The organism is Ralstonia sp. VS2407 (genome assembly GCF_052950655.1).
The window spans coordinates 1-449 of sequence record NZ_JBRFVG010000307.1 but is presented as its reverse complement, the minus strand read 5'-3'; the positions used below and the strand labels follow the sequence as shown (position 1 = coordinate 449).

Genomic DNA, 449 nt, shown 5'->3' with positions numbered 1-449 from the left:
CCGGTCTCCATATTCGCCAGACCAAATCGTCGATGGCGCCGCTTCCCGTGCCGCGCGTGGCGAAGCATGCCGAAAGCGGCATTCGGGAAGGATGGAGCAGCGCGCGCCATCTCGTTTCCACTCGTGCGAGCTTCGTGCCGGCGCTCGTGTTCTCCACTGTTTCGACGCTGGGCATCGCCGTGGCGGTCTCGGGCTGGATGAACTGCCGCATGATCCAGCGGGTGTCGAACGATATCGCGGATTATCGGAGCGGAGCCGACGAGTGGATCGGGAGGAAGCGCTTTGCGCAGGCCCGCCTCGAACACGATCGCACGGCGATCGTGCAGACGCTGCTCGATGGCGTACCGACCGGTTTCGGCTGGGGACTCTACCGGGGGCAGGAGTTGCTGGTCAAGCTCGATACGGTGCTGGATTCGCCGCGCACGGCGTCGATCGCGATGCAGCTCGAC

General features: G+C 65.0%; 1 pseudogene. It reads left to right on the top strand.

Annotated elements, in window-relative coordinates:
• Window positions 1–449 (top strand): annotated as a pseudogene (locus tag ACU8YE_RS25195) (OmpA family protein); the annotation flags it as partial.